The organism is Streptomyces sp. CC228A (assembly GCF_021390935.1).
Taxonomy (GTDB): Bacteria; Actinomycetota; Actinomycetes; order Streptomycetales; family Streptomycetaceae; genus Streptomyces.
Map to the genome: position 1 here is coordinate 963,922 of NZ_JAJPUI010000002.1, position 22,419 is coordinate 986,340.

The window sequence follows — 22,419 nt, forward strand, 5'->3', positions numbered from 1 at the left end:
GGGGGCCCGGCGGGCGCCTCAGAGGATCACGTGCGGCAGGAACCTGGCGTACGTGTCGGTGATCAGGCCGTCCGACTCGCGGATGCCGAGGCCCGCCGCCTCGTCCTCGACGACCCACGCGCCGAGCACGACCCGGTTCCCGTCGAAGTCGGGCAGCGGCGCCAGCCCCTGGTAGCAGCAGGGCTCGTCGCGGACGACGGGGTCCGCGCCCGGCTCGTGGACGGTGACCCCGGCGCCTTCCCGGCCCAGCAGCGGCTTGGCGACGTAGCCGCCCTCCCGGGCGAGTTCCCGGGGGCCGTCGAGGTAGGCGGGCAGCAGGTTCGGGTGGCCCGGGTGGAGCTCCCACAGCACGGCCAGCAGCGCCTTGTTGGACAGCAGCATCTTCCAGGCGGGTTCGATCCAGCAGGTTGTGCCGGTGCCGCCGCCGTTGTCGAGCGTGTCCAGGACGTGCGGGCCGAACGCGTCCGTGGCGAGCCACTCCCACGGGTAGAGCTTGAAGCAGCTGCGGATGAACTGCAGCCGGTCGTCGACGAACCGGCCGGTCAGCCGGTCCCAGCCGATCTCCTCCATCGACAGCGCCTCGGTCTCCAGGCCGGCCTGCTCGGCCGTCTCGCGGAGGTACGCGACGGTCATCAGGTCCTCGCCGATCTCGTCGCCCTCCGAGTGCGCGAAGTGCACGGGCCCCGGCGGCAGCAGGCGGGCCTGCCGCTTCCAGGCGTCGACGAGCCGCTCGTGCAGCGAGTTCCACTGGTCGGCGCCGGGGAAGCGGTCCTCCATCCAGAACCACTGCGGGCTGGCGGCCTCCACGAGGGAGGTCGGGGTGTCGGCGTTGTACTCCAGCAGCTTCGCGGGGCCGTCCCCGTCGTACCGCAGGTCGAACCTGCCGTACAGCGAGGGCAGTTCGGCGCGGCGCCGCCAGGACTCGGCGACCCGCTCGGCCAGGCGCGGGTCGGTGATGCCGAGGTCTGCGAAGCGGTCGTGCTCCACGATGTGCGCGGCGGCGCCCAGGCACATCGCGTGCAGTTCCTCGACGGTCTCCTCCAGGGCCTCCACCTCGGGGAGGGTGAAGGAGTAGTAGGCGCTCTCGTCCCAGTAGGGGCGCAGCGAACCGTCGGGGTGGCGGGTGAGCGGGTAGATGCAGCCCTGCTCCTCGACGGTGCGCTGCCAGTCGGGGCGCGGCTCGATGGTGTGGCGTCTCATGGTGTGCGGCTCCGTCCCGTGCCGGCTCAGCCGCCGCTTGAGCCGGAGCTGCCGAAGCCCCCGCGCTGGACGGCCGACTTGTCGAAGCTGCCGCCCTCGACCTTGCCGTTGCGGACGTTGCCGCCGTAGTAGTAGGTGCCGCTGCTGCCGCCGGAACCCCCGCTGCTGCTGCACTTGTAGTCGGGCAGCAGCTCGCGGGTCACGCGGTCGACGCACCGCTTGTCCGGTTCGCTGCTGCAGGACGTGAGGGTCAGGGCGAGCGCGCCCATCCCTCCCAGGACCACCTGGCGTGAGCGCCGTATGCGCATGTCGTTCTCCCCCGTTGTGCTTCTGTGCTTCCCCGTCGACGCGTGGGACGCCGCCAGGGTAGGGCCAGCCGGGGAGGTGCCGTAAGCCAGGGTGACGGAAGCCGTACGGGGCCGGCGCCTGCCGGTTCCCGGCAGGAACAGCAGGCCCTACGGCAGCACCCGGCACAGCGCGTCCAGCGCGCCCGCCCATGCGCTGTCGGTGGGGGTGGCGTAGCCGACGACCAGGCCGTCGGGGCCGCCGCCGGCGCGCCGCGGGGCGTCCGGGTGCCGGAAGGAGTCCAGGCCCTGGAGGTGGAGCCCGTGGAGGGCGGCGGCCCTCAGGACGGACCGCTCGGTGCCCGGCGGCAGCTCCAGCACGGCGTGCAGCCCGGCGGCGATCCCGCTGACCCGCACCTCCGGGGCCCGCTCGGCGAGCGCGGCCACGAGCTGGTCGCGGCGCCGGTGGTTCGCTATGCCGGGATCAGTTCGGGCCGGACGACAGCGCGGGCGCGTTCGTACAGCGCTTGCGCGTCGTGGTTTCGAGCGTGGGGGCGAATCAGGTGGAACATGGCCGTCATGCGCTTGTCGATACGACCCGAGTTGACCAGGGGGTAATCCTCCAGTGCGAGTGCCCAGGTCTGGCACGCGGCTTCGAGATGGCCCACAGCCAGTTGCCGCTCAGCGAGGATCGCTCGTTCCTTGACGCGGGTGCGCCGATAAACGCTGTACCGGAGCCGGTCCGATTCCTGCATGGCGGCGACTGCTCCGTGCGTGTCTCCCATCTCGAACCGCACTTGGCTGGTGTGGTACTGAAGGGCTGCGGGGTCGTATGACCCGAAAACCTTGCCGCGGGACTCTGCCTTGTCCATGGCCACTTCTGCTTCCTGCAAGTACCTGAGCGCGGATCGCCGGTTTCCGATCTGCGCGGCTGCGTGTGCTTGCTGACCGGCGAGGAAAGCACGCATCCGCGGCCCCGCCTGCGGGGAGGCGGAAGCTGCCGCATCCGCAAGCCGCATGGCCATCGGGGCCTGATGAAGGTCCACCGCTTGCACACTCATGCCGCGGAGCGTGGTGCAGTACGTCAAGTGGTCTTCCGACGCTCCCGCAAGCTCCAGCGCTTTCAGGTAGTAGCGCTGTGCGAGTCCGTGCAGACCCTCGTCGACCGCCATGTACCCCGTGAGGTAGCAGAGGTCGGATGCGGCGGACATCATGGCCTTGCGTACGTCCTCGGGGCCGTCCGTGCGCAGGAAGGGCGCAACAGTGTTCACCAGGAACGTCGCGGCGAGCGGGCGGGCGGTGCGGCCCCCGAACTGGTCGTCCATGGACGAGAGCTGCTCCGTCATCGCAGAGACCGTGTGCACATCGGACATGCCGAGTCGGGTCCGGGCTCCTCTTCGGACGGCTTCCATGCGCCCCACCACGTCCGGCCAGTCCGGGACTGCCAGGGCGACCGAGAACAGGGCGGCGCTCAACACACCACGGCGGGAAGGGTCCATGTCCAGCCTCCCAAGATCAATGATCCCGTCCACCGTGCTGGGTGCGGTCGCCTCCGTCCCAGCCCTGGGAGCGGGAAAGCCGACTTCCGCATGGGTGACGGGCCGCCCAAGCCTTCGGGCGAACGCTTCCAAGATGAGCGACCGTGCATCGTCGCGCGGCACAGTCCCGTTCAACCACTGGTGAACGGATGGCGCACGGTACTGCTTCGGGGTTCCGCGCTCGGTTGCGATCCGGTTGACGGCTTGCGCGCACTGCCGCAGCGTCCACCCTGTTTCGCGGAACAGCCGCTCTAACGCGGTGTTCGGTTCGCTGCTGCCCACAGATGCTCAACTCCCCATGCACGACAGCGCCATGCGCTTAACGCTCTTAATCCTTGCGCGTCCCTTAACGGTACCGCTGCGTGTCATCACACGGTTGCCTAGAGCGAACAGCCGGGCTCGCAGCGAAAGGGGATGGATGAGGTGAGTGGAGAGCCGGTGCCGCCCTCCGTGGGTGCGCTGATGGTGGACACGGGCCGTCGCCGCGTCGGAGAGTTCCGCGGAGTCGCCGGCCCGTACTGGTCACTGCGTCCCGTCGGCGGAGGCGCGGAGTGGGAGGCGGAGCCCGAGCACGTGCGGCCGGTGAGTCCCGAGCAGCGTTTGCGGGCCGAGATCGCCCGCGCGAACGCCCGGAGCCGGGGGGAGCGGCTGTGACGGCCGCCGCCCGCCGCACGTTCCGGTTCGTCGACTGGACGTTACGGCCCGACCAGGACGACGACGCCCCGCCGCTGACCTACGCGTTCCGGTGCCTCGCGCTCACCGAGGACGACACCGAGTGTGCCGCACGGTCCCCCGCAAGCTGGGACCCCGCCAGGCCGCAGGATTGGGCGTTCATGCACATGCGGGAGCACCCGGAGCACACCAGCTATGCCGAGGTGATCGAACGCCCGTGGGTCATGTGGCGGGGGTGCCCGTCATGACCGACAGACCCGAGCCGGCGGTCTACTGGGCAGAGGTACGCGCGGAAGGGCCGGTGTACGGCACGGGCGAGACCCTGCCGTACGTCCTGGGCACCACGCAGAGCGTTTCCTCCGTGCTGGTGCTCCGGTGGCTCCGCGGGGAAGCGCTGCGTATCGCGGACCTGCTCGCCCCCGACCCGCAACGTTCGGCGTGGGTGCAGCCGACCATGCGCGCGGCGACCGTGCCCGTGCCGGACTGCCCCGCGGAACTCCGCGCGTGGGCTGCGGACCCGGACGAGCAACGCGAGGCACGCGAGCACATCAAGGGCCGGCATCCGCTGTTCGTCGAGATCCCGGACACGGATTGCACGTACACCCTGTGCGTGTGGCCGGTCCGGCCGCCCGCCGGCGAGCCGAACGCCCCGGACGACACATGGCGATTCCCGATCTGACCCGCCCCCGCTGAGTCCCGGCAGACCGGGGTTCCCTCCCCCCGCCCTTCGGTGTGCCGGTGGCAACGCGACCGGAAGCGTTGCCACACCGCCCCGCCCGTGCATTGCCCCTGTGCCGCATGGGCGGGGCTCCCCTGCTCCTACGCGTCCTGGTGCTCGTCCTCGCCCCGCACGGCGGGACCGGCAACGAACGTCCCCTTGCCCTACTCGGTGACGACGAGCCCGCGTTCCCGGAGCACGCGCACCGCTCGGCGCGCTGTCTCGCGGGCGGCCTTGTGTCGCTCGCACAGCTCGGCTTCGGACGGGATGCGCTCACCCGGAGCGAAATCACCCCGCCCCGTTCGGCCAAGCGCCGGGCGGGGCGTTTCATGCGCGGATTCTCACGGCAGCACCCGGCACAGCGCGTCCAGCGCGCCCGTCCACGCGCTGTCGGTGGGGGTGGCGTAGCCGACGACCAGGCCGTCGGGGCCGCCACCGGCGCGCCGCGGGGCGTCCGGGTGCCGGAAGGAGTCCAGGCCCTGGAGGTGGAGCCCGTGGAGGGCGGCGGCCCTCAGGACGGACCGCTCGGTGCCCGGCGGCAGCTCCAGCACGGCGTGCAGCCCGGCAGCGATCCCGCTGACCCGCACCTCCGGGGCCCGCTCGGCGAGCGCGGCCACGAGCTGGTCGCGGCGCCGCCGGTAGCGCAGCCGCATGGCCCGCACATGCCGGTCGTACGCTCCGGACGTGAGGAACTCCGCGAGCGTCAGCTGGTCGAGCGCGCCGCACGCCCAGTCGGCGTCGCCCTTGGCGCGGACGACGTCCGCCACGAGGTCGCGGGGCAGCACCAGCCAGCCGAGCCGCAGCCCCGGCGCGAGGGACTTGCTGGCCGTGCCGGCGTACACGACCCGCTCGGGGTCGAGTCCCTGGAGCGCGCCCACGGGCTGCCTGTCGTAGCGGAACTCGCCGTCGTAGTCGTCCTCCAGCACCAGCCCGCCCGAGGCGCGCGCCCAGTCGACGGCGGCGGCGCGCCGGTCGGGTGGGAGGGCGCCGCCCAGGGGGAACTGGTGGGCGGGGGTCAGGTAGACGGCGGCGGGCCGCGCGGGGCCGCGGGCGTCGAGGTCCTCGGTGCGGGTGCCGCGCTCGTCGAGCGGCAGCGCCGGGGTGCGCAGTCCCGCTTCCCGCAGCCGCCGCCAGTAGACGTCGAGGCCGTACGGCTCGACGGCGGCGGCCCGGGCGCCGCGGGCGTGCAGGGCGGCGCCGACCAGCATCAGGCCGTGCTGGAAGCCGGAGCAGACGACGATCCGGTCGGGGTCCGCGTGCACGCCGCGGGCGCGCGCCAGGTAGTCGGCGAGGGCGGCGCGCAGTTCCGGGCGGCCGCGCGGGTCGCCGTAGCCGAAGGCCTCGTGCGGGGCTGCGGCGAGGGCGCGGCGGGCGGCCCGCAGCCAGTCGGTGCGGGGGAAGGAGCCGAGGTCGGGGGTGCCGGGGTGGAGCGTGTGGCGGGGTGCGTCCGGGGTGCGGGCCCAGGGCAGCCGCAGGGCGGCGCCCGCGGGGCGGGCGGGGGTGCGGCGGGCGGGCGCGCGGGGGCGACCCGGGTGCCGGAGCCCTGCCGGGCGGTGAGCCAGCCTTCGGCGACGAGTTCGGCGTAGGCGTCGGCGACGGTGTTGCGGGCGAGGCCGAGGTCGGCGGCGAGGGCCCGGGAGGACGGCAGCCGGGCGCCGGGGGCGAGGCGCCCGGTGCGCACGGCCTCGCGGATCGCCTCCATGAGGCCCGCGCGCCGGCGGGGGCCGCGTATCTCCAGGTGGAAGTCGGTGCCGCCGGGGGAAGTGGCCCAGGGATCCGTCATGGAAGTGGACCATACAGGTGCGTCAACCGGCGCGTAGCGTCGAGGACATGACGACGAACACGATCACCGCGCCCACTGCCTCCGACTCTCCCGCCTCCCCCGGGTACGCACCCGAGGAGCCTGCCCGGCTGAACCTGGCCGGCCTGGCGCCCGACGTGTACAAGGCCATGATCCGGCTGGACGCGGTGGCCCACGAGGGGCTGGATCCGGCGCTGGCGGAGCTGGTCAAGATCCGCGCCTCGCAGCTGAACCACTGCGCGTTCTGCCTGGACATGCACTCCAAGGACGCCCTGGCGGCCGGGGAGTCGGCGGAGCGGATCATCCAGCTCGGCGCGTGGCGGGAGTCGCGGCACTTCTACACGGAGAAGGAGCTGGCCGCCCTGGAGCTGACCGAGGCGGTCACGCTGCTGACGGACGGCTTCGTGCCCGACGAGGTGTACGCGCGGGTGGCGGAGCACTTCGAGGAGCGGGAGCTGGCCCGGCTGCTCTCCCTGATCCTGGTCATCAACTCCTGGAACCGGATCGCGGTGACGTCCCGCTCGGTGCCCGGCCACTACACCCCGGGCCAGTTCACGGCGCAGAAGTAGCGCAGAAGGAGCGGGGGGCGGCCGGAGGGGCGCCGGGGCGGACGCGCGCGGCTCAGCCGCCCGCCTTGATGGTCTTCATGGTCAGGTGGGACTGGAGGCGCAGGACCGCGGGCAGGCCGCTGAGCCGGTCGGTGAGGAACGCCTCGTACGCCCCGTGGTCGGCGACGGCGACGCGGATGACGTAGTCCGGCCGCCCGTACATGCGGCGGAACTCGACGACCTCGTCGTAGGCGGCCACGGTCTCCTCGAACTCCGCGACGGCCTGCCGGTCCCTGGCGTAGATCTCCACGTCGATGAGGACCTCCAGCCCGCGGCCGAGCGCGCGGGGGTCGATGTCGGCCCGGTAGCCGCTGATGACCCCCGCCTCCTCCAGGCGCTTGACCCGCCGCAGGCAGGGCGGCGGGGTCAGGCCGACCCGTTTGGCCAGCTCGACGTTGGTCAGTCGCCCGTCCTGCCGCAGGTGAAACAGGATTTCGCGGTCCACCGCATCCAGAGTGATTTGATTTCCCACAGCAAGATCGTACCGCCACGATCCGCAACCCTGTGTGGTGCGGTCCTTCCTAAGATGTCGCAGGTCAGCGGGGCCCGGCCCGGCCTGCGGCGGCCGTCCGCGGGCGTTCCCCGTCCTGGTGAAGCACCTGTGAAACCACCCTCGGACGCCCCGGCGGGCTCACTACGCTCGCCACCCCCGACTCTGGAGGTACGGCATGGGCGACCGCCCTGTCCGCACCGTCGAGGTGCCCCTCGGCGACGGCAGCGACGACACGGTCCTGGTACAGGTCCGCGAAGTGGACGAGACCCTGGTCCGCGTGGGGCGCGGCGGCCGCTCCGTGGTCCGCGCCGAGCGGTCGTTCGGTCAGATGCTGGACACGGTGCGGCCGGTGGCGGAGAGCTTCGTGGGGCGCTTCCGCGACCTCGCGAACGCGCCCGACGAGATCACCCTGGAGTTCGGGGTGTCGCTGTCGGCGGGCGCCGACGTCGTCATCGCCAGCACCGCGACCGCGGCGAACTTCTCCGTGACCCTCACCTGGCACAGGGCCGAGGGGACCGGGCCGGCCGCGTGACGCGGGTGCCCGGCGGGCCGGGGCGGCGCAGCGCGGACGAGGCGCTGGCGTCGGGTGTCGTGAGCATCAGCGGCGACGACGGCGCGGAGCCGGTCGGCGCCGGCTTCCTGGTCGCCCGCGATGTGGTGCTGACCTGCGCCCACGTGGTGTCCGACGCCCTGGACCGGCCGCGCGGGGCGGCGGTGGCCGACGGCACCGCCGTCCGGGTCGGCTTCCCCCTGCTGGAGCCGCCCGCCGGCCGGGGCGGCCTCCCTTGCCGGAGCCGCCCGCCGGCCGGGTCGCCGAGGTCGTGCACTGGGTGGGGATCGACAGGCACGGCCGCGGCGACGTCGCCGTCCTGCGGCTGCGGGACCCGGCCCCCGAAGGCGCGCGGCCGCTGCCCGTCGCCGCACCCGGGGAGGTCTGGGACCACCGCACGCGCACGGTCGGGTTCACGGGCGGCGAACCGGGCGAGAGGTGGTTCCGGGGCAGGCTCGGCGGGGCCACGGCCGAGGGGTGGCTCCAGCTGTCCCGCGCCGACGGGCAGACCACGCGCATCGAGGAGGGCTTCAGCGGCAGCCCTGTGTGGGACGACGAGGTGGGCGCGGTGGTCGGGCTCGTCGTGGCGACGCTCCGAGGGGAGGACGCCCAGGCGTTCGTCCTGCACATGCGGACGGTGCTGGGCGTGCTGCCGCCGGACCTCGCCTCGCTCCTCGACCCGCCCTCGCCGTTCCGGGGCCTCGCGGCCTACCAGGAGGACGACGAGGACGTCTTCTTCGGGCGGCACGGCGACGTCGAGGAGGTGGCCGCCGCCCTGCGCGGCGGGCACCGCGCCGTCACCCTCTACGGACCGTCGGGCTGCGGCAAGTCGTCCGTGGCGCGGGCCGGCGTCGTGCCCCGGATGCGGCGGGCGGGGTACGAGGTGCTGGTGGTGGACGCCGGGAAGGTGTCGTCACCGCGGGCCGCTCTGGCGGTCGAACTGTACGAGAGGGTCAGGCAGGAGCGGTACGGCCCGCCCCGGGCGGGCGGGGTCGACGAGGTGGAGGGCCGGCTCGCCGCGCACGGCCTCGCGGACACCCTCCACCGGCTGCGCGGCGACCAGGACGGCCGGCTCCTCGTGGTCCTCGACCAGGCCGAGGCGCTCCTGGACCGTACGGACGCCGAACTCGCGCAGACCGTGGACCTGCTCTTCCCCGAGCGGGCGGCGGGCGGCACGCGGGTGCTGCTCACGCTGCGGGCGGACTTCATGGACGCCGTCCTCAAGCACCCCCGCCTCGGCCCCGCACTGCGCTCCGGGCGGACGCTTCCGCTCACGCCGATGTCCGCCGAGCAGCTCCGGGAGGTGGTGGTCAGGCCGGTCGAGCGGGTGCCCGCCGTGGAGTACGACCCGGGGCTGGTGGAGCGCATCCTGAGCGACGCGGGCGACGACCCAGGCGTCCTGCCGCTGCTCGGCTTCGTCCTGGGGGCGCTGTGGGAGCGGCGGTCCTGCGGCCGGCTGCCGGCGGCGGCGTACGAGGAGATGGGCGGTGTGTCCGGCGCGCTCAAGCAGCACGCGGCCGCCGCGTGGAAGGCGTGCACGGGCACCCGGGGCGTACCGGAGGCCGAGGCGCTGCGGCTGCTCACCGGCCTGGTGCGGGTGCTGCCGGGCAGCGGGCGCCGCTGCGGCGCAGGCTCACCCGGGAGGAGGCCGGCGAGGCCCGCTGGGCGCTCGCCCGCGCCCTGGCGGCGGAGCGGCTGCTCGTGCTGCACGGCGACGAGGGCGAACCGGAGACGGCGGAGCTGGCCCACGAGGCGCTGTTCACGGCCTGGCCGGAACTGGAGCTCCGGGTGGAAGTCGACGCGCGGTTCCTCGCCGCCCGCGCGGAGCTGGCGCACGACCTCGACCGCTGGGAGCGCGGCGGGCAGGCCCCCGACCTGCTGCCGGGCCCGCTGCACCTGAGCTCCCTGGAAGGACGGCTGGACGGGAGGGAACACGAACTCGCCCCCGCGGAGCGGGACTTCCTGCACCGGGCGCGGCGCCGCCGCAGGGCCCGCCGGATCCGCGCCAGGGCGGCGTGGACCGCGGCCGCCGCGGTGCTCGCGCTGCTGGTGGGGCTCGGCACCTACCTCGTGCACCAGGCGGGGGTCAGCGCCGCCCGGGACGCGGAGGCGCGGTCCCGCGCCCTGGCCGTCTTCTCGGACGAGCAGGCGGTGCGGGAGCCCGGCCTGGCGGCCCTGGCCGCGGTCGCCGCGTACGACACCGCGCCGACCCGCGAGGCCCGCAACGCGCTGCTGCGCCGCTATGTGTCGCTCAAGAGGGCGGCGTGGGTGCTGAGCGGGGCGGAGGACGAGATCCGCGGGGTGGCCTCGGCCGCCGACGGGTCGGTCGTCCTGGCGACGACGGAGCGGGGCCGCGCCACCCTGTTCGTCCGCCGGGCCGAGGGGCAGGTGACGCGTCGGCACCTGCGTCCGGACACCAACGCCGTCGTGCCCCTGGTGAGCCGGGACGGGCGGCGCGTCGCCTATCTGTCGGCCGGAACCGACAGCCTGACGTGGCACGACGTGGATCCCGCGGCCGACGACCCGCTGGGACCCGCGCACACCGTCCCGGCCGGGGCGTTCCGGAACGCCGAGCGCGCCCGGTCGACCGGAGGGGTGCCCGCCGACATCGCCGGGTTCTCCCCGGACGGCGACGCCGTGGCGTCCGTGTCACGGGACGGCCGGGTGTGGCAATGGGACCTGCGGACGGGCCGGAACCGGACGCTGCCCGCACCGGCGGGCGGCGCCGAGGGCGTCGCGTACGGCCCGGACCGCGACACCCTCGTCGTCCACCTCGGCGAGGGCCGGGGCCCTCTCCGGGGCACCCTCGCCGTGGTCGACACGGCTGCCGGAACGGCGCGGACGGTGTCCCGCGGCGTGGGCCTGATCGGGGAGTCCACGGCGAGCGCGCTCTCGGGGGACGGCCGCGTCCTGGCCTTCTGCGAGCGCCCGGAGGAGGGCGGCCGCGGCCGCTACCGGGCCGTACGGGTCGCCGACGGGCGGGAGCTGGTGCGCCACACCCCCGCGTCGCACAGCACGTGCGCCGACGTGGCGGTGGACCTGACGGGCAGCCGCTTCGCCGTGCACCACGGGGACGGGCGGTGGACGTTCGTCGGCACCGGGCCGGGCGGGGCGGCGCGGCAGACCTACGGCATCCGGTCCGGCCTGGTCAAGGGGCTGCCCCTGCTCACCGTCGCGGGCACGCCCGCCCCGCTGGTCTGGGACGGGGGCTCGGTGACGGCCCTGCCGATGCACACGGCCTCCTTCGACGTCGTCAGCCCGCCGGTGCTCCTCGCCGGAGGCGCGAGGATGCTCGTGCACCAGGGCGACCGCGGTGAGCGGCTGAGCCTCCTGGACATCGCCGGATCAGTGACCGGAGGGCGGGTGAAGGTGGTGGAGGAGGCTCCCCGCACGCCGTCGCCGTCCGCCCTGACCGCGCCCCTGGAGGCCGTGAAGGTCAACGCGTCGGAGACGCTGGCCGCCGATCTGGTGCGGCCGGACCGGATCGAGGTCCGGTCCCTGCCGTCCCTGCGCGTCCTCGCCCGGATCCCGCTCGCGGTGCCGCCGCCGGACACCGCGGGCAAGACGCTTCCGCCGTACTTCGGGTTCACGGACGACGACGTGCTGCTCACGGTGTCCGGCAGCCGCATCGAGCAGTGGGACCCCCGCAGCGGCCGGCGCGCCGCCGCCGCGATCGACGCGCGGGACCTCGGGCTCACCGGCCGCGAGCCGGCGGAGTTCTTCGTACGTCCCCACGCCGTGCCGGGGCACCTGCTGGTCAGCGTGTCCGGCGAGCCCGTCGTGCACGCCGTGGACCGTCGCACCGGCAGGGTGGACGAGCGGCTCCGGGTGCGCTTCGACGACGACTACCTCTACGGGTCGTTCACGAAGGACGGGCGGTACGCCGTCACGATGGCCACCGGCGGCGTGCTGGAGGGCTGGCGGCTGACGGGGAACGGGAAGGCCACCAGAGTGGTCGGCCCCCTCGTGCCGCCGATGAGGACCCCCGGGGCCCAACTGCGGCCCGTGGGGGACTCCTCGTACGCCGTGGCGAACGGCACGTACGTCCGCTTCCTGCACTTCACCGAGCCGCTCCGGATCGACACCTACGACTTCGGGACGGACCAGGTCTTCCACGCGCTCTCCGCCGACGGGCTCACCGTGCTGCGGCAGGACGGCGGGGGGATGGACGCGGTCCGGCTCGACCCCGCGCTGTGGAAGCGCCACCTGTGCGCGGTCGTCGGCCGCGATGTCACGGAGCAGGAGCGCCGCGGTCTGCCGCCGGGCCTACCGGACCGGATCTGCCCCGGCCGCCGCTGAGCCCCCGGGCGCCGCCGAGGACCCGGGCGCCGCGGCCCGCCTGCGTGCCGCCAGGACGACGAGCGCCCCGGCCACGGCCCCGAGCACGAACGGCGACGGCACCAGCAGGATCCCGCCGAGCACGCACCATGCCGCGAGGCCCCAGCCGACCCACGCGGGCACGGCCGCCCCGCGCCCCGCGAGGTGCCAGACCAGGCAGCCCAGGAGGACGAGGGGCACCGAGAAGCTGCCGGGGCCGGCCCAGAAGGTGACTGCGTTCTGCAGGGCCGGCTCCGCGGGCCCGTCGGCCGGGCCCAGGGGGACTGCCGCCCAGAGGCCCTTCTCGACCCACACCCCGATGTCGTCCCAGGCCATGACCGCCAGCAGCGAGAGGTGTCCGACCCCCAGCCCGACCATGATCCCGCCCGCCCAGCGCAGCAGCCCTCGCCCCTCGACCTGTGCCACGGCTCTCCCCCGTTCCTCCGGACCCGTACAAGTGATCCATACGGAACCGTACAGGCCTCGGCCCCCGTCACGCCGGGCCGGTCGGCGAACGCCTCGACGCGCACCGGCGAGGAACCGCCTGCGGCGAGGGCTTCGCAGCCCGCCCCGACCCGGCGGCCGCACGGCATCCCCGCGTCCGCGCTTTCCCCGGACGCCACTTCACCGGCGCGGGCCGCCCCGGTCCCGCCTCCCGCGAGGCCGCCGCCCGCCTCGCCGGGGAGCTCCTGCTGCGCCCCGAGGACCGGCGACGGGCGCGGCGCCGTGCCACGCCTCGCGGCCTCCCGCGCGCGTCCGCGGGCACGGGAGAGAGCCGGAGGGAGGCGCAGCCCACACCTCGGTGATCCGCCACGGGCCGCCGGGCTGTGCTACGGTCTTGGTGTTGCAGTTGTGGTACCCATGAACCTATGTGCGCCTGACGGGAATGTTTCTCCTTCAGGCGCATTTGTTTGTTTCCGGCGTCTCCGGATGGGGCCTTCTGCCTACTGAAGGAGAGAGAAACATGGCACAGGGAACCGTGAAGTGGTTCAACGCCGAAAAGGGCTTCGGCTTCATCCAGCAGGACGGCGGCGGCCCCGACGTCTTCGCGCACTACTCGAACATCGCGACCCAGGGCTTCCGTGAGCTCCAGGAGGGTCAGCGGGTGTCCTTCGACGTCGCGCAGGGCCAGAAGGGCCTGCAGGCGGAGAACATCCTCCCCGCCTGATCGCCGGATCGCGTATCCGCTCACCGGGGTCCGCACCGCCATGGTGCAGACCCCGGTTTGTGCTGTTCCCAGGAAGGCAGACACCCGCATGTCCCGCAGACCCCAGAAGCCGAACCGGCGCGCCTCGGCGCCCTCTCCGTCCGCGCCGCCCCGGAGGGAGTTCCGGCTGCCGGAGAGCACGACCCCCGCACTTCCCGCCGTCGAGGACTTCGCCGCTCTGGGCATGCCCGCGGGGCTGCTGAAGACCCTCACCGCGCAGGGCGTGACGGCCCCGTTCCCCATCCAGGCCGCGACCCTGCCGAACTCGCTGGCCGGCCGCGACCTGCTGGGCCGCGGCCGCACCGGCTCCGGCAAGACCCTCGCGTTCGGACTGGCGGTGCTGGCGCGCACGGCCGGGCTGCGGGCGGCCCCCAGGGCGCCGCTCGCGCTGGTGCTGGTGCCCACCCGCGAGCTGGCCCAGCAGGTGACGGACGCCCTGACCCCGTACGCGGCGGCGGTGGACGTCCGGCTGACCACCGTGGTCGGCGGGCTGTCCATCGGGAAGCAGGCGCACGCGCTGCGGCGCGGCGCCGAGGTGGTCGTGGCGAGCCCCGGCAGGCTCAACGACCTCGTGGAGCGCGGGGACTGCATCCTCGACGACGTCCGCATCACGGTGCTGGACGAAGCCGACCAGATGACCGACATGGGCTTCCTCCCGCAGATCACCCGGCTGATCCGGCAGGTGCGGCCCGACGGGCAGCGCATGCTCTTCTCCGCCACCCTGGACGGCAACATCGACCGCCTCGTCAAGGAGTTCCTGAGCGATCCCGTGGTGCACTCCGTGGACCCGTCCGCGGGTGCGGTGACCACCATGGAGCACCACGTGTTCCACGTGCAGGACGAGACCGACAAGAAGGCCGTCACCACGCGGATCGCGGCCCGCGACGGCCGGGTCATCCTGTTCCTCGACACCAAGAGGTCCGCGGACCGGCTCGCCAAGCGCCTGCTGGCGGCCGGCGTCCGGGCGGCGGCGCTGCACGGGGGCCGCTCCCAGCCGCAGCGCAACCGCACCCTGGAGCAGTTCAAGAGCGGCCACGTCACCGCGTTGGTGGCGACGAACGTCGCGGCCCGGGGCATACACGTCGACGACCTCGACCTGGTCGTGAACGTCGACCCGCCGACCGACCACAAGGACTACCTGCACCGGGGCGGCCGCACGGCCCGTGCGGGCGGCTCCGGCAGCGTCGTCACCCTGGTGCTGCCCGAGCAGAAGCGGGACGTCACCCGGCTGATGTCCGACGCGGGCATCCGCCCGCGGACGGCGCGCATCACGTCGAGCGACGCGGTCCTGGCCACCGTCACGGGCGCACGGGAGCCGTCCGGCGTGGCGGTCACCATCGAGGTGCCGCAGCCCGCCGCGGCGCCTGCGACGGGACGCCAGGGCGGCGGGACGGGCACCGAGCCCGGCAGGCGGTCCGGCCGCCGCGCCGCGGCGGCGGGACGCAGACGGCGGCGGGCGCCGCCACCAGGGCGGGGGCCGCGGCTCCGAGCGCCGGGGCACGGCCGGCGCGGCGGCGGGTGACGCCGCCCGGCAGGGCGGGCGCGGATCCGGGCGGCGTACGCCGGCCACCGGGGCGGCGGCCTCGGCCGCCGGTGCCGACCGCCGCGGCTCCGACCGCCGCGGCGGCCGACGCTCCGCCGCCCGCGCCGGCTCGGGCGACGCGGGCCCCGGCGGCTCGTAGGCGCCTGCCTGGACGCGGCAGCGAGCTTGGCGCGTCCCTGCTCCCGCGTGGCGCCGCTGCCCGACGGTGGGCGCGGCCCGGCGCGGGAGCGTCGCACGGTCGGCGGGTTGACACTGTGCCCGTACGTACGGACACGGGGCTCCACCGCGGGCCCCGGCTGCGCCGGCGCGCCGATCCGCTACCGGCGCCTGCGGGGCGGCCCGGCCGCGGCCGGGGGCGGTGGACGGGGCCGACCCGGCCCGCCACCGGCCCCGCCGCGCCGACCGGGGCAGCCGGTCCGGCGGCCCCCGGTGCACGGCGGCCTCAGGGGCGGCGGGCCAGGACGTGGGCGTCGAGGAAGCCGCGTTCGGACGCGGGGTCGTGGAGCAGCCGGGCGAAGGGCACGAGCCCGGCCGCGGCCAGCAGCGCGGAGAACCGGTCGGCCGGCCAGCTGTAGGCGGGGGCCACCTTGTGGTCGAAGCGCAGCGGCTCCGGGCTGTCCGTCGCGAAGAACGACGCCAGCAGCAGCCCCCCTGGGGCCAGGACGCGGAACTGCTCGGCAAGCAGCTCCTGCAGGTCACCGGGCGGGGTGTGGATCATCGAGTAGTGGGCCAGCACGCCCCCGAGCACGCCGTCCGCGACCGGCAGTTCCTCCATCCGCGCCACGGCGAACCGCAGTGCCGGGTGGGCGCGCCGGGCGTGGGCGACCATGCCCGGGGAGAGGTCGACTCCGAAGGCGTCCAGCCCCAGGTCGCGCAGCAGGGCCGTCAGGTGCCCGGGGCCGCAGCCGGCATCCGCGGTCCGCGGGTTCCCCGTCCCCCGCACCAGCTCGGCGAAGGTGCCGATCATGTTCCGCGCGAACGGCTGGGTCTCCAACCGGTCGGCGTACATCGACGCGTACAGCTCGACGACCCCGTCGTAGGCCGCCCTGGTCTCGTCCTGGTACCCCGCCACGGGAGAGCAAGCTAGCACCAGCAGCCCCCCGGGTCCCCGGCACCGTGTCCGATCCGGGCTCGGCACACGGACGTCTCGGGAGGCGGGCGGCCGCTCACCGGACACCCCGGTACGGGCCGGAGGCACGGCTTCTCCGGGACGTCACGAGGAGCCTGCCCGCGCGCCGGCCCTGCGCCGGTGGCGCCGCACCGTGAGCGCCGCGACCGCGACCGTCGCGGCCGTCAGGACGGCCAGCTCCGTCGTCCCGGTCTGCCCGCCCAGGACGACCAGCAGGGCGATGAACGCGGCGCAGATCGCGCCCAGCCGCCACAGCAGTGCCTTCACGGAACCCCCCTCGTCCGGCATACGCCACCGGCCTCCGCCGCCGTTCACCGTACGAGCCCGATGATCACCCGGCAAGGCCGCCGGGACGGCCCCGCCCTTTTCGGCTGGAAACCCACGCAGCGGGCACGGAGGGATGCGGCTCTGCTGCCTCATGGACCCTTCGGACAGCACGGGGATCCCTCAGGGCACGAGCGCGCCCCGTCCGCCGGTGCAGTCGGCGGACGGGGCGGGCGGCGGGGGGCGGCCGGCGGGAAGGGGCCTGAAAAGGCCGGCCGCGTCGCTTACTTGGGCAGCCACGCCTTCCAGGTGGACTCGTTGGCCTTGACCCACTTCTCGGCCGCGGCCTCCGGGGACAGCTTCTGGTCGGCGATCATCGCGGCGACCTCGTTCTGCTGCTCCGCCGTCCACGAGAAGTTCTTCAGGAACTGGGCCGCGTCCCCGCCGTCCTTGGCGAAGTCGGCGTTGAAGTACTTCTGCAGCGACGTCTGGGCGTAGCCGCAGGCGACCTTCTCCGGGTCGGCGTCGCAGCCCTCCTTGTGCTCCGGCAGCTTCACCTCGACCAGGTCGACCTGCGCGTTCAGCCACTGGGGCGTCCACCAGTAGGTGATGAACGGCTTCTGGGCCTTGTAGTTCTCCTTGATCTGGGTGATCTGCGCGGCCTCGGAGCCGGCGTAGACCGTCTTGTAGTCCAGCTCCAGGTTCTTGATGATCGCGTCGTCGTTGGTGGTGTACGACGGCGAGCCCTCCAGGAGCTGGCCCTTGTCGCCGCTCTCGGCGGTCTTGAAGAGGTCCTTGTACTTGTTGAGGTTCTTCCAGTCCGTGATGTCCGGGTGCTTGTCGGCCAGGTACTTCGGCACGAACCAGCCGATGTGGCCGACCACGCCGAGGTCGCCGCCCTCGACGACGGACTTCTTGTCCTCGGTGTACAGCTTGATCTTGTCCGGAGCGCCCCCCCAGTCCTCCAGGACGGCGTCGACCTTGCCGCTGTTGAGGCCGTCGATGGCAACCGACTCGTCGAGCTGGGTGAGCTCGACCTCGGTGTCCAGCTCCTTCTCCAGGATGTGCTTGGCCACCGCCGCGTTGGCCTCGGCGCCGACCCAGGACGGCACGGCGATGGTGACGGTGCCGCCGGACTTGGCGGACGCGGAGTCGGTCTTGGCGGCGCCGCAGGCCGTCAGGCCGGTGATGCCGAGGACGACGGCGGCGGCGGTGGCGGTGCGGATCAGGTTCTTTCTGCTGTTCATGGTGTTCATGAGGGGGTGTCTCTCGTTTCGTACGGGCAGGGGGCCTGCGGGGGCGGGACAGGGACGGCCGTCCCTCGGGGTGCGGGGGGCTAGCGGGTGCCGGCCGGCCGGCCGGTGCGCTGGGTGGTGCGGTCCAGGACCAGGCCCAGCAGCACGATCGCGACACCGGCGCTCAGGCCGACGCCGAGCTGGCTCTTCTGGAGGCCGTAGACGACGTCGTAGCCGAGCGCGCCGGAGCCGACGAAGCCGCCGACGATGACCATGGCGAGGACCAGCACGACACCCTGGTTGAGGGCGAGCATCAGCGCGGGCCGGGCCAGCGGGAGCTGCACCTGGCGGATCTGCTGGAACGTGGAGGCGCCCATCGAGCGGGCCGCCTCCAGCGTCGCGGAGTCGACCTGGCGCAGGCCCTGCACGGTGATCCGCACGACGGCGGGCAGCGCGTACAGCACGGCCGCCGCGACGGCCGCCGCACGGCCCACGTTGAAGAGGGCCACCACCGGGATCAGGTAGATGAACTGCGGCAGGGTCTGCATGGTGTCCAGGACCGGCCGCAGGATCCGCTCCAGCAGCGGCATCCGGGCCGCCGCCACACCGATCGCGAAGCCGAGGACGAGGGTGACGACGACACCGGCGACAGCCTGGGACAGGGTGTCCAGGGAGTGGTTCCACAGGGAGCCGTCGGACACGGCGAGGACACCGACGCCGGCCATCGCCAGGACCGCGGTGCACATCGCGCCCCAGCCGCCCGCGAGCAGCGCGCACCCGGCGGCCAGCAGGAGCAGCAGCCACCACGGCGTGGCCGTCAGGCCGTCGCGGAGCGGGTTGAGGACGCCCACGGTGAAGCCGTCCGCCCAGGCGCGGGTGCCGCCGACGACGGGCACGCCCTCGGCCAGGTGGCCGGTGAACCAGTCCACGGCGGCGTTGACGGGCGGGGCGATGTCCACCTCCCACGTCTGGGGCCACTCCGCGATCAGCAGCAGCCACCCGGTCACGCCCAGCGCCACGCCGGAGACGGCCGTGACGGTCCAGGCGCGCAGGCCGTGCAGCCAGCGGGGGCCGGAGGTGGCCGCGCCCTCGCCGAGCCGCTCCCCGGCGGCGGAGGTCACGCGGTCCAGCCAGACGGCGAGCAGCACGATCGGGATGCCCGCGGCGAGCGCCCCGCCGACGTCGACGGTGGACAGCGCGCGGAACACCTCCTCGCCGAGGCCGCCGGCGCCGATCACCGAGGCGATGGTGACCATGGACAGCGCCATCATGATCGTCTGGTTGAGGCCGAGCAGGATCTCCTTGCGGGCGAGCGGCAGCCGCGCGGTCAGCAGCCGCTGCACCGGGCCGGTGCCCAGCGACGCCACGGCCTCCATCACGGACGGATCGGCGCCGCGCAGACCGAGGGCGGTCAGCCGGGCCATCGGCGGGGCCGCGTAGATGATCGTGGCGATCAGCGCGGACGGCACACCGATGTCGAACAGCAGGACCAGCGGCAGCAGATAGGCGAACGCCGGCATGATCTGCATGGTGTCCAGGGCGGGCCGCAGGATCCGCTCGAAGCGGTCCGACAGGCCGGCGCCCAGGCCGAGCAGTCCGCCGACCGCCGCCGCGACGGTGACGGCGACCGCCATGAGGGCGAGGGTCTCCATGGTGGCCTGCCACATGCCGAGGACCCCGCACGCCGCGAACGCGGCGAGGGTGACACCGGCGAGTTTCAGTCCGCGCCGGTCGCGCAGTCCGCCGATCCGCCAGGACAGCAGCACGGCGGCCACCGTCACCGGGAACCAGCCGACGCCCTCCAGCAGGCCGGTCATCCAGGCGACGGAGCCTTCGGACCAGTTGCTCAGGTGCAGCAGGAAGTAGAGGAAGACGGGGTGGGTGTCCCGGTTGCCGACGATCCAGCCGTACACGTCGTCCAGGGGGCTCTGCACGTCGACGGTCAGCGCGGTCGGCCATGTGCCGCTGCCCCACAGGGCGGCGGCGAGCGGGACGAGGACGAGCGCGGCGGCGCCCAGCGGCAGCAGGCGGCGCAGCAGCGGGTGGCGCAGCGGCGAGCGGCGGCCGGCGGGGCGGACCCGCCGGCCGGCGCGGTCGGCGCGGCGGACGTGCCGCCGGTGTCCTTCAGCACCGCGGCCTCCTCCGGCTCGGGTCTCTCGGATGCGGGGGTGGGGGCGGTCGTCGCGGTCATGCCGCCGCCTTCCCCCGGGGGACCCCGGCGACGACCGACAACAGCCCCTGGTGGTCGACCACGCCGAGGCACTCGCCGTCCTCGACGACGCAGACGGGCCTGCCGGTGCGGACGACGTTCTCGATGGCGGCCGACACGACCGTGTCGGGGGCGAGGGCGGCCGGGTGCTCCGCGTCGCCGCAGTCCCCGGGCGTCATGGCCGTGCGCACGGTCATGACCTGCTCGCGCGGCACGTCGCGGACGAAGTCCCGCACGTAGTCGTCGGCCGGGGAGCCGACGATCTGCTCGGGCGTGCCGAGCTGGACGATCTCGCCGTCGCGCATGAGGGCGATCCGGTCGCCGACGCGCAGGGCCTCGCTCAGGTCGTGGGTGATGAAGACCATGGTGCGGCCCTCTTCGCGGTGCAGGCGGATGACCTCCTCCTGCATGTCCCGCCGGATCAGCGGGTCGAGGGCGCTGAACGGCTCGTCGAAGAGCAGCACCTCAGGGTCCGCGGCGAGGGCGCGGGCGAGGCCGACGCGCTGCTGCTGGCCGCCGGAGAGCTGGCCGGGGCGGCGCTGCTCCAGTCCTTCCAGGCCGACCTTCGCGACCATCTCGGCGGCCCTGGCGCGGCGCTCGGCCTTGGCCATGCCCTGGATCTCCAGGCCGTACGCGACGTTGTCGAGGACGGTGCGGTGCGGCAGCAGGCCGAAGTGCTGGAACACCATGGCGGCACGGTGCCGGCGCAGTTCGCGCAGCCGGTTCTTGTCCATGGCGAGGACGTCCTCACCGTCGATCTCCAGGGTGCCGGAGGTGGGCTCGATGAGCCGGGTGAGGCAGCGCACCAGCGTGGACTTGCCGGACCCGGACAGGCCCATGACGACGAAGACCTCGCCCTTGCGGACGTCGAAGGAGACGTCGCGGACGGCCGCGGTGCAGCCGGTGCGGGCGCGCAGGTCGGCCTGGGACAGGCCGGTGAGGCCGCGGTCGCCGGGGATGCGGTCGGCCTTGGGGCCGAAGACCTTCCAGAGGTCGCGGACCCGGAAGACGGGGGTCTGCGCGGTCTCGGCCGTGCCCGCGGGCGTCTGCGTGGTCGTGTGCGTGGACGTGCTCATCGCGCGTCACCGCCCAGCAGTTCGGCGGCCTTCTCGCCGACCATCAGCACCGCCACCATCGGGTTGACGGCCGTCATGGTCGGGAAGACGGACGCGTCGGCGATCCGCAGGCCGTCCACGCCCCTCACCTTCAGGTCGGGGGTGACCACGGCCAGTTCGTCGTCGGCCGCGCCCATCTTGCAGGTGCCGGCCGGGTGGTAGACGGTGTGGGCGACCTTCCTGGCGTACTCGCTGAGCTCCTCGTCGCCCGTGACGTCCGGCCCGGGGCAGACCTCCCGCTTGAGCCAGCCGGCCAGCGGCTCGGTCTTCGCGATCTCGCGCGCGATGCGGATCCCGTCGACGAGGGTGCGGGCGTCGTAGTCCTCCTCGTCCGTGAAGTAGCGGAAGTCGAGGGCGGGCTTCACGGACGGGTCCGCGCTGGTGAGGTAGAGGCGGCCGCGGCTGCGCGGCTTGGGGATGTTCGGCGTCATCGACACGCCGTGCGCGGGCTTCTCGTAGCCGAGGCGCTCCGGGTTGTCGGTGAAGGGGATCTGGTAGAAGTGGAACATCAGGTCGGGCCCCGGCGCATCGGGGTCGCGGCGGACGAACAGGCCCGCGTCGCTGTCCATCGCCGAGTTGTCCGGGATGGGGCCGTCCGTCTCCCAGACGATGACCGACTCGGGGTGGTCGAGCAGGTTCTCGCCGACGCCCGGCAGGTCGTGGCGCACCGGGATGCCGAGGGCCTCCAGGTCCTGGCGCGGGCCGATGCCGGAGTGCATCAGCAGGCGGGGCGTGTCGACGGCGCCCGCGCAGACGATCACCTCGCGGCGGGCGGTGAGCAGTTCCTCGGTGCCGTCCTGGCGGCGGACGCGGACGCCGGACGCCCGGGTTCCGTCGAACTCCAGGCCGTACGCCCAGGTCTCCAGCAGGATGCGGAGGTTGGGCCGCTCGTCCATCACCGGGTGCAGGTAGGCCACGGAGGCGGAGGAGCGCTTGTTGTCCTCCGGGTGGTAGGCCAGGTCGAAGAAGCCGACGCCCTCGTGGAACGGCTTCTTGTTGAAGCCCTCGACGCGCGGCACGCCGAGCGCGGCCTGCGCGGCGTCGACGAAGTCGCGGGCGATGGCGTTCCGGTCCTTCTCGTCGACGGGGACGATGTGGTTGAGGAGCCGGTCGTAGTACGGGTCCATGGCGGCGGCGTCCCAGCCGTCGGCGCCGGCCGCGGCCCACTCGTCCCAGTCGGACGGGAGCGGCTTGAAGGATATGAGCGTGTTGTGGGAGGAGCAGCCGCCGAGGACCCGGGCGCGGCTGTGCCGGATGTGGGAGTTGCCGCGTGGCTGCTCGACGGTGGGGTAGTCGTAGTCGAGGTCGCCGCCGAGGAGGCCGAGCCAGCGGCGGAGGGTGAGGACGTCGGGCCGGTCCCGGTCGTCGGGGCCGCCCTCGACGACGGCGACGGTGACGTCCGGGTCGGCGGTGAGGCGGTGGGCGATGACGGAGCCCGCGGTGCCGCCGCCGACGATGACGTAGTCGAAAGCTGCGGGGGTGTGGTCAGGGGTGCTGCTCATGGTGTGTGTTCCTGCGTCCGTGTGCGGTGTGCCG

The 22,419-nt window shown here is 74.0% G+C and carries 18 protein-coding genes and 5 pseudogenes; 9 read left to right on the forward strand and 14 right to left on the reverse strand.

The window, feature by feature from the left end; translation table 11 throughout:
• Positions 1–18: 18 nt before the first annotated feature.
• The 4 genes and pseudogenes from L6E17_RS09705 to L6E17_RS09720 form a co-directional block, all read right to left on the reverse strand.
• Positions 19–1,200 (reverse strand): glutathionylspermidine synthase family protein, encoded by a 1,182-nt coding sequence (locus L6E17_RS09705; protein WP_236240325.1) that lies wholly within the window; start codon positions 1,198–1,200, stop codon positions 19–21.
• Between the two features lie 26 nt (positions 1,201–1,226).
• On the reverse strand, positions 1,227–1,508 hold the full coding sequence (locus L6E17_RS09710) for a hypothetical protein (protein WP_236240326.1): 282 nt from the start codon (positions 1,506–1,508) through the stop codon (positions 1,227–1,229).
• Between the two features lie 147 nt (positions 1,509–1,655).
• Positions 1,656–1,949 (reverse strand): annotated as a pseudogene (locus L6E17_RS09715) (PLP-dependent aminotransferase family protein); the annotation flags it as partial.
• An 8-nt stretch (positions 1,950–1,957) separates the two neighbouring features.
• Complete coding sequence (locus L6E17_RS09720; protein WP_236240327.1) at positions 1,958–3,304, reverse strand: tetratricopeptide repeat protein; 1,347 nt, start codon at positions 3,302–3,304, stop codon at positions 1,958–1,960.
• Between the two features lie 180 nt (positions 3,305–3,484).
• On the opposite strand from L6E17_RS09720, the gene L6E17_RS09725 reads away from it, so the two are divergent.
• From L6E17_RS09725 to L6E17_RS09735, 3 genes are read left to right on the forward strand one after another with little or no spacing between them, the layout of a single operon-like run.
• Complete coding sequence (locus L6E17_RS09725) at positions 3,485–3,676, forward strand: hypothetical protein (protein WP_374109030.1); 192 nt, start codon at positions 3,485–3,487, stop codon at positions 3,674–3,676.
• Complete coding sequence (locus tag L6E17_RS09730) at positions 3,673–3,942, forward strand: hypothetical protein (RefSeq protein WP_236240329.1); 270 nt, start codon at positions 3,673–3,675, stop codon at positions 3,940–3,942. Before L6E17_RS09725 ends, L6E17_RS09730 begins: the two co-directional genes overlap by 4 nt.
• Positions 3,939–4,373 (forward strand): hypothetical protein, encoded by a 435-nt coding sequence (locus L6E17_RS09735; RefSeq protein WP_236240330.1) that lies wholly within the window; start codon positions 3,939–3,941, stop codon positions 4,371–4,373. Before L6E17_RS09730 ends, L6E17_RS09735 begins: the two co-directional genes overlap by 4 nt.
• Before the next feature lie 203 nt (positions 4,374–4,576).
• Here the strand turns inward: L6E17_RS09735 and L6E17_RS09740 are convergent.
• Both L6E17_RS09740 and L6E17_RS09745 read right to left on the reverse strand, forming a co-directional pair.
• Positions 4,577–4,696 (reverse strand): annotated as a pseudogene (locus L6E17_RS09740) (GntR family transcriptional regulator); the annotation flags it as partial.
• A gap of 57 nt (positions 4,697–4,753) precedes the next feature.
• Positions 4,754–6,195 (reverse strand): annotated as a pseudogene (locus L6E17_RS09745) (PLP-dependent aminotransferase family protein).
• Between the two features lie 47 nt (positions 6,196–6,242).
• Here L6E17_RS09745 and L6E17_RS09750 point away from each other — a divergent pair.
• Positions 6,243–6,782 (forward strand): carboxymuconolactone decarboxylase family protein, encoded by a 540-nt coding sequence (locus L6E17_RS09750; protein WP_236240331.1) that lies wholly within the window; start codon positions 6,243–6,245, stop codon positions 6,780–6,782.
• Positions 6,783–6,834: 52 nt separating this feature from the next.
• On the opposite strand, the gene L6E17_RS09755 is transcribed toward L6E17_RS09750, so the two are convergent.
• Positions 6,835–7,266, reverse strand: a complete 432-nt coding sequence (locus L6E17_RS09755; RefSeq protein WP_236240332.1) for an Lrp/AsnC family transcriptional regulator — start codon at positions 7,264–7,266, stop codon at positions 6,835–6,837.
• A 223-nt stretch (positions 7,267–7,489) separates the two neighbouring features.
• On the opposite strand from L6E17_RS09755, the gene L6E17_RS09760 reads away from it, so the two are divergent.
• The 3 genes and pseudogenes from L6E17_RS09760 (at position 7,490) to L6E17_RS31400 (ending at position 12,163) form a co-directional block, all read left to right on the forward strand.
• A complete protein-coding gene (locus tag L6E17_RS09760) occupies positions 7,490–7,846 on the forward strand; it encodes a CU044_2847 family protein (protein ID WP_236240333.1) in 357 nt (118 codons plus the stop codon).
• Positions 7,847–8,144: 298 nt separating this feature from the next.
• Positions 8,145–9,404, forward strand: a pseudogene (locus L6E17_RS09765) (AAA family ATPase); the annotation flags it as partial.
• A complete protein-coding gene (locus tag L6E17_RS31400; protein WP_374109022.1) occupies positions 9,398–12,163 on the forward strand; it encodes a WD40 repeat domain-containing protein in 2,766 nt (921 codons plus the stop codon). The pseudogene L6E17_RS09765 and the gene L6E17_RS31400, both read left to right, overlap by 7 nt.
• On the opposite strand, the gene L6E17_RS09770 is transcribed toward L6E17_RS31400, so the two are convergent.
• Positions 12,131–12,607, reverse strand: coding sequence for a DUF6463 family protein (locus L6E17_RS09770; protein ID WP_236240335.1), 477 nt, complete (start codon positions 12,605–12,607; stop codon positions 12,131–12,133). The genes L6E17_RS31400 and L6E17_RS09770 overlap by 33 nt on opposite strands.
• Before the next feature lie 538 nt (positions 12,608–13,145).
• Between L6E17_RS09770 and L6E17_RS09775 the strand changes: the two genes are divergently transcribed.
• Together L6E17_RS09775 and L6E17_RS09780 are read left to right on the forward strand one after the other, a co-directional pair.
• Positions 13,146–13,349 (forward strand): cold-shock protein, encoded by a 204-nt coding sequence (locus L6E17_RS09775; RefSeq protein ID WP_071267200.1) that lies wholly within the window; start codon positions 13,146–13,148, stop codon positions 13,347–13,349.
• 88 nt (positions 13,350–13,437) lie between these two features.
• Positions 13,438–15,070 (forward strand): annotated as a pseudogene (locus tag L6E17_RS09780) (DEAD/DEAH box helicase).
• 303 nt (positions 15,071–15,373) lie between these two features.
• Here the strand turns inward: L6E17_RS09780 and L6E17_RS09785 are convergent.
• The 6 genes from L6E17_RS09785 to L6E17_RS09810 all read right to left on the reverse strand — a co-directional run bounded on the left by L6E17_RS09785 (position 15,374) and on the right by L6E17_RS09810 (position 22,385).
• A complete protein-coding gene (locus L6E17_RS09785) occupies positions 15,374–16,003 on the reverse strand; it encodes a class I SAM-dependent methyltransferase (RefSeq protein WP_236240337.1) in 630 nt (209 codons plus the stop codon).
• A 141-nt stretch (positions 16,004–16,144) separates the two neighbouring features.
• Positions 16,145–16,327 carry a hypothetical protein gene (locus tag L6E17_RS09790; protein ID WP_236240338.1) on the reverse strand — a complete coding sequence of 61 codons (183 nt, stop codon included), beginning with the start codon at positions 16,325–16,327 and terminating at the stop codon, positions 16,145–16,147.
• A 281-nt stretch (positions 16,328–16,608) separates the two neighbouring features.
• Positions 16,609–17,571, reverse strand: a complete 963-nt coding sequence (locus tag L6E17_RS09795; RefSeq protein WP_236240430.1) for an ABC transporter substrate-binding protein — start codon at positions 17,569–17,571, stop codon at positions 16,609–16,611.
• A gap of 89 nt (positions 17,572–17,660) precedes the next feature.
• Complete coding sequence (locus tag L6E17_RS09800) at positions 17,661–19,610, reverse strand: proline/glycine betaine ABC transporter permease (RefSeq protein WP_236240431.1); 1,950 nt, start codon at positions 19,608–19,610, stop codon at positions 17,661–17,663.
• A gap of 136 nt (positions 19,611–19,746) precedes the next feature.
• Entirely contained in the window at positions 19,747–20,844 is a 1,098-nt protein-coding gene (locus tag L6E17_RS09805) for a glycine betaine/L-proline ABC transporter ATP-binding protein (protein WP_236240339.1), read from the reverse strand.
• Positions 20,841–22,385 (reverse strand): GMC family oxidoreductase, encoded by a 1,545-nt coding sequence (locus L6E17_RS09810; protein WP_236240340.1) that lies wholly within the window; start codon positions 22,383–22,385, stop codon positions 20,841–20,843. Before L6E17_RS09810 ends, L6E17_RS09805 begins: the two co-directional genes overlap by 4 nt.
• Positions 22,386–22,419: the final 34 nt, after the last annotated feature.

What these genes read in the sequence shown, in the direction of transcription:
- L6E17_RS09705 (WP_236240325.1), bottom strand. Translation starts at nt 1,200, where the DNA reads ATGAGACGCCACACCATCGAGCCGCGCCCCGACTGGCAGCGCACCGTC.
- L6E17_RS09710 (WP_236240326.1), bottom strand. Translation starts at nt 1,508, where the DNA reads ATGCGCATACGGCGCTCACGCCAGGTGGTCCTGGGAGGGATGGGCGCG.
- L6E17_RS09725 (WP_374109030.1), top strand. Translation starts at nt 3,485, where the DNA reads ATGGTGGACACGGGCCGTCGCCGCGTCGGAGAGTTCCGCGGAGTCGCC.
- L6E17_RS09735 (WP_236240330.1), top strand. Translation starts at nt 3,939, where the DNA reads ATGACCGACAGACCCGAGCCGGCGGTCTACTGGGCAGAGGTACGCGCG.
- L6E17_RS09750 (WP_236240331.1), top strand. Translation starts at nt 6,243, where the DNA reads ATGACGACGAACACGATCACCGCGCCCACTGCCTCCGACTCTCCCGCC.
- L6E17_RS09760 (WP_236240333.1), top strand. Translation starts at nt 7,490, where the DNA reads ATGGGCGACCGCCCTGTCCGCACCGTCGAGGTGCCCCTCGGCGACGGC.
- L6E17_RS09775 (WP_071267200.1), top strand. Translation starts at nt 13,146, where the DNA reads ATGGCACAGGGAACCGTGAAGTGGTTCAACGCCGAAAAGGGCTTCGGC.
- L6E17_RS09795 (WP_236240430.1), bottom strand. Translation starts at nt 17,571, where the DNA reads ATGAACAGCAGAAAGAACCTGATCCGCACCGCCACCGCCGCCGCCGTC.
- L6E17_RS09805 (WP_236240339.1), bottom strand. Translation starts at nt 20,844, where the DNA reads ATGAGCACGTCCACGCACACGACCACGCAGACGCCCGCGGGCACGGCC.
- L6E17_RS09810 (WP_236240340.1), bottom strand. Translation starts at nt 22,385, where the DNA reads ATGAGCAGCACCCCTGACCACACCCCCGCAGCTTTCGACTACGTCATC.